Origin of the sequence: 'Camptotheca acuminata' phytoplasma (assembly GCF_041276565.1) — a bacterium.
Classification (GTDB): domain Bacteria; phylum Bacillota_I; class Bacilli_A; order Acholeplasmatales; family Acholeplasmataceae; genus Phytoplasma.
Genome location: NZ_JBGGGR010000024.1, coordinates 1 through 5,205, shown reverse-complemented (window position 1 = coordinate 5,205; position 5,205 = coordinate 1). Strand labels below are relative to the sequence as shown.

Annotated in this window: 5 protein-coding genes; 4 read left to right on the top strand and 1 reads right to left on the bottom strand. The window is 20.5% G+C overall.

The window, feature by feature from the left end:
- The first annotated feature begins 543 nt into the window (after positions 1 to 543).
- Positions 544 to 1,545: a hypothetical protein gene (locus tag AB6A63_RS01895; RefSeq protein ID WP_370431003.1), complete on the top strand. Its 1,002-nt coding sequence runs from the start codon at positions 544 to 546 to the stop codon at positions 1,543 to 1,545.
- A gap of 27 nt (positions 1,546 to 1,572) precedes the next feature.
- Complete coding sequence (locus AB6A63_RS01890; RefSeq protein WP_370431002.1) at positions 1,573 to 2,292, top strand: ABC transporter permease subunit; 720 nt, start codon at positions 1,573 to 1,575, stop codon at positions 2,290 to 2,292.
- 101 nt (positions 2,293 to 2,393) lie between these two features.
- Here the strand turns inward: AB6A63_RS01890 and AB6A63_RS01885 are convergent, their stop codons facing one another.
- Positions 2,394 to 3,863, bottom strand: a complete 1,470-nt coding sequence (locus tag AB6A63_RS01885; protein WP_370431001.1) for a DUF2963 domain-containing protein — start codon at positions 3,861 to 3,863, stop codon at positions 2,394 to 2,396.
- A 325-nt stretch (positions 3,864 to 4,188) separates the two neighbouring features.
- Between AB6A63_RS01885 and AB6A63_RS01880 the strand changes: the two genes are divergently transcribed.
- Both AB6A63_RS01880 and AB6A63_RS01875 read left to right on the top strand, forming a co-directional pair.
- Positions 4,189 to 4,401: a hypothetical protein gene (locus AB6A63_RS01880; RefSeq protein ID WP_370431000.1), complete on the top strand. Its 213-nt coding sequence runs from the start codon at positions 4,189 to 4,191 to the stop codon at positions 4,399 to 4,401.
- A gap of 61 nt (positions 4,402 to 4,462) precedes the next feature.
- Positions 4,463 to 4,792: a hypothetical protein gene (locus tag AB6A63_RS01875; protein ID WP_370430999.1), complete on the top strand. Its 330-nt coding sequence runs from the start codon at positions 4,463 to 4,465 to the stop codon at positions 4,790 to 4,792.
- Positions 4,793 to 5,205: the final 413 nt, after the last annotated feature.

Below are 5,205 nucleotides of genomic sequence, written 5' to 3'. Positions count from 1 at the left end.
ATTATTTATTTTTAATTATTTATTTTTAATTATTTATTTTTAATTATTTATTTTTAATTATTTATTTTTAATTATTTATTTTTAATTATTTATTTTTAATTATTTATTTTTAATTATTTATTTTTAAAATTTTCAATAAGAAAAATAAAATTTTTCTTAATTAATTTTTTCAAGAAATATTTTCATAAATAAATTCGATAAAATATTATAATATAATTAAGTCTATAAAAATTTATTTTTAATTATAAATGCTGTTTATATTATTATTTAATTCTTTTATATTTAATTGAATTTAATTAATATTTAACTTTTTATGAATTTAGAAAAAATGTAAAAAAATTCATAATTATACATATTTTGAACTGAAAAAAATAAAGAAAATAATAAAACGAAAACAATAAAAATTCCGGTGCAATTATAATTGCAACACGTTATTTTTTTATTATAATAATAATTACTTTAACGTTTTGAATTTATAAATTAAAATCATTTTCATTTTTATTAAAGTAGAAAATGAAAGTTATAGAAAGTAGTTTTTAAAAAATGACTTTAGCAAAAAAAATAGTTTTATTTGTTTGGTCTTTGATGTTGTTGGCAATCGGTATCGTTTCTTTTATTTTGATAAAACAAAGCAGAGATGATAAACAATTAGAAAAAATTACTATGGTAACAGCGTTGCCAGATGTTAAAAATTTTTTAACTCTCAATAAAGTAAAGGAAGCATTAAACAAAGAAAGAATCGAATTAGATGTTCAGTTTTCCGGAGGAGATTTTTCAAAAAATCACGAACGTGTACAAGATGGGACAGTTGATGCGAAATTAGATTCTCACCTTCCTTGGTCTACTTTTCAAAGTTTAAGACAAAAACCGAATGCGACACCTAATATAGAAGTTATTATGCCTTTGTATTTCACTCAGTTTGGTATGTATAAATTAAATAGAAATAATTTAGAATATAACAATTTAGCAGATCGTCTAATTAAAATGTTAATACCAAGAGAAGAAACTCAAAAAACTTTAGCTTTACGTTTTTTAGAAAAAGAAAATTTAATAACAAGAAAACCAGAAAGAACAGATTTAAATTTAGTAATACAACCAAATGGTAAAAAAAGATTATTTCAATTAACTTTAGATGATTTTACTATAAATTCTACAAATTTACAAATAGATGATACATCTGATATTTTAAACGACGAGATGATCACTCGATTAAGAAAAAGCCGAAATGAACCATTGTATGCAGATATTATGTTAAACTATCCAGGAGTTGTAAGATCGAAAGTAGGACAATCTTTAGATGAACTTAATGTTTTGAAAAAGATGGACTTACCAGAAGATCAAAACGATCCTATTTGGGTTTTTTTGATTTCTTTAATAGTTAAAAAAGACAAAGTTAATGAATCAAAAATACAAAAATTAAAAAAAGTTCTTTCAAAACCAGAAATTTTACAATCTTATTGGAACGAACATAGAGAAAATACAATTGGGTTTAAACCAAATGAATTACAACAAATAACTGACAAAATAAATTCTTATTTTGTTTAAAATCAAACAAGGAATTAATAATGCATAATGCTTAATATTTTTAAGACTTTTTGGAACGTTTTAATTTCTCAAAGTAAGAATAATAACAGTTTTTTAATATTAAAAGGTACAAAAGATACTTTAATAGTATCTTTTGTATCTTGTACGATAGCTGTTTTTATTGGTTTTTGGTTAGGTATTTTTTTATATTTATTTAAAATTAATAATAAAATAAAATCTTATTTTATTATTAATTTTTTTGTTAATTTTATTCTTTCTATTCCTTTTTTATTGTTAGTTAATTATATTATTAAATATTTTTTAGGACCTTATTTTGGTTTATATGTTGGATTCAAAGTTAGTTTTTTATCTCTTAGTTTAATTTTAATTGTTGCTTTCGCTCGTTATTGTGAACAAGTTTTCTTACAGTTAAATCAGGAACTTTATTCTGTCGCTTATACTTTAGGAGCTAATCAAATTCAATTTATCTTTTATTTTATATTGCCAGAATCTATTTCGCATTTAATTTTAAGAGTAAATTCGCTTTTTATTTCTTCTTTGGCATATTCTAATGTTTTAGTTCTTTTAGGATTAGAAGGAATAGGATATATAGCTTATCAATATGGTGTTCAAAAAGATACTAATATTCATTTAAAGGGATTCGAATACAACGATATCATTTGGGTATCTATTATCATTTTATTTATTTTAATTCAAATATTTACTTTTATTACTAATTTTATAGCTCGTAAATTGAATAGAGCTTAAAATTTTTTTTAAAAAAAATAAATTATTTTCAGGAATATATTAAAATTTCAATTTTTTTTAAAAAAATAATATAATAAAAAATTCTTTATTATATTATTTTTTTAAAAAAAATTGAAATTATATTTCACAACTGTTCCATCAGAAAAAGTCACTTGTGATATGTCATTTGTTTCTGGAATATATTCATATATAATATAAAAATTATTTTCAAAAATTTCTTTTGTTAATAAACAAGTATCTGGATCATATTCTTTAATTTTACCATCTGGTAATTTTTCTTTAATCAAATTTCCTTTGATATTGTCGAAATATTTAATATGATCTCCATCAGGAGAAGTCCATTGAGATAATTTATTATTTTCGGAATTATATTCCTTTAAGCTTTCTTTTATCGTGCCATCTGGATAAATTATTTGTTTAATTTCGTTCGATTCTTCTTCAAATTCAATTATATTTTTATTACTTAACAATAATCTTTTTAATTTATTATTATCGTCGTTATATTCTCTGATTGTTTCTATAATTTTTCCATCTGTAAAAATTTCTTTTAATAAAAAACCATTTTGAGGATCATATTCTTCTATTTTGCCATCTGGTTTGATTTTTGTAATAATTTTATCCGTAAAAGGATTATATATATGAACTTCACCGTCAGGAAAAATTTCTTTAGTTAATTTATTTGTATACAAACCATATTCTTTAATATAACCATTATTAAAAATTAATTTAATTAAATTTCGAGAATTGATATCATATTCTTTTATGATTTTTTGGTCTTCTGATGTATCTCGGAAATGATGAGGAAAATATTCTCTTGTTGTGCCATTAGGAAAAATTTCTTTTTTCAAATAATGAATATATTCTTTAGAGATTTGATCTGGTGTTATTTCTTCAAATAAATGTCCTGTATAACTGTCATATTTTTTTTGATGCATAATAGGAATTCGATCGTTTTCATTAAAATTGACTGGATCAGGTTTTTTGTGAAAAAAAATTTCTTTAACCAAATTATATGTTTGTTGATCATATTCTCTGATGTTCCCATAACAATCAATTAATTTATGAATTTTTCCTGTTTTGTAATTGTATTCTAATTGTTTATTATCTTGAGAAATAATCTTTATAATATCTGGGTAAGCAATATCGTATATGAGAAAAATATCATTGGGTAAATTATGATATCGATATTTATTTTCATCGTTATCGTTTTCTTGTTTTTCTGAATCATCTTTTTCAGATTTTGGTTTTTCTATATCTTCTTCTATATTTTTTTCTATATCTTCTTCTATATTTTTTTCTATATCTTCTTCTATATTTTTTTCTATATCTTCTTCTATATTTTGTTGAATTGTTTCTTTAATATTGTCTGGAATAAAAATTTTTTCATTGGAAATTGGAATTTGATTATCAGAAACTAAAATTTCTTCTTTTAATTGAGCAATTATTTTTTCTTTTTTATTATTTTGTTTTTTGTATTCCAGTATCTGAAAAGAAAGAAAAAATATAATCAAAAATAATATTGATAATACGAATAAAAAATTTTTATTAAAATTCTTTTTATCTAATGGCAAACATATTACCTTTTCTAATTAGTAAAAAAATAAAGAATAATAAAAAATTATTTGCGAAAAAATTTATAACTATATACGTTCTCAATTTTGAAAACACTGTATATTATACATTATAAATTTATTCACCAAACTATATAAATTTTTATAAAAAAGATTCCCATTTATAGATGATTATTTTCTTTATTTATAAAGATATTAATTCATTTTTATGTTTTTTGTCCTAAATTATATTATTATATTAATAGTGTTGTTTTATTAAAATATCTTTTAGAAAAAAATTTTCAAAAATCAATTTAAGTGTTGTCAAACAAAGGTTTTATATAATATGTTCAAAAAAATTACAAAAAGAAATAAAATTATTATTTTAGTTATCGGTGGTTTATCAGTTTTACTTTTGATTCTTTTGATGTTTTGTATTTTTGAAAATTCAAAAAAGACATCAACACCAAAACCTTCATTATCTAACAAAGTAAGCGAATTAAGACAAACTTTGGATTTAGATGAATATACAGTTCCAAAAATAAAAGGAAGCTATTAAAAACAAATTTAAAGATTTACCAGAATTACAAGATTTAAAAGAATCAGATTTAAAAATTGAAATGATAAACAAGAATAAACAAGCTAAATTAACTGTTGACAATAAATACAGTGATGAAATCATATTTGAATTAAACGCATTTTTAAATACCGAATTATGGAAGAGAATATCAATAATATCATTGGGGTTATTAGATAATAATAATCCTGAAACTATTAAAGAAAAAATTTTATCAAAGAATGAACTTTTAAGAGGCAATGAAGATAAATTTTCAGTAGAATTACAAAATGAAAATACAACCATACCTGGAACACAAATAAAAGAAGGTAGTGCTTTAATAAAAAGTGATAAATATTTAGGAAGAACAGTAGTTAAATTTTTGTTTCGTTGATGATTTTGCTTTGTAAGTAACAAATTCAACAATAACAAATAAAATCATATAAAAAGTTAATCAAATCTTTTCATTCCATCAATAATACATTTATATTACAGTAATAATAATTAATAAATAATTTTTAATATTTAATTTAGATGTTTTTAATAAAAATCAGTTTAACATATTTTTATGTTTCAAACTGGTTTTTTTCTTTTTATTTTCTAATAACAATGATAACAAAATAAAAAAATACATTAGATTATTTTATAATTAATAAAAAATTTAGGTCAATCAATAGATAACAATAAATAATCGGAATATTTTGTTTTTTATAACAATTAAAAACTATTTAAAAGAAAATAAATTCTTTAAAAAACCAATATTAAGTAAATTTTTATCATTTTTTTCATGCAAGTTATCACTTGCTT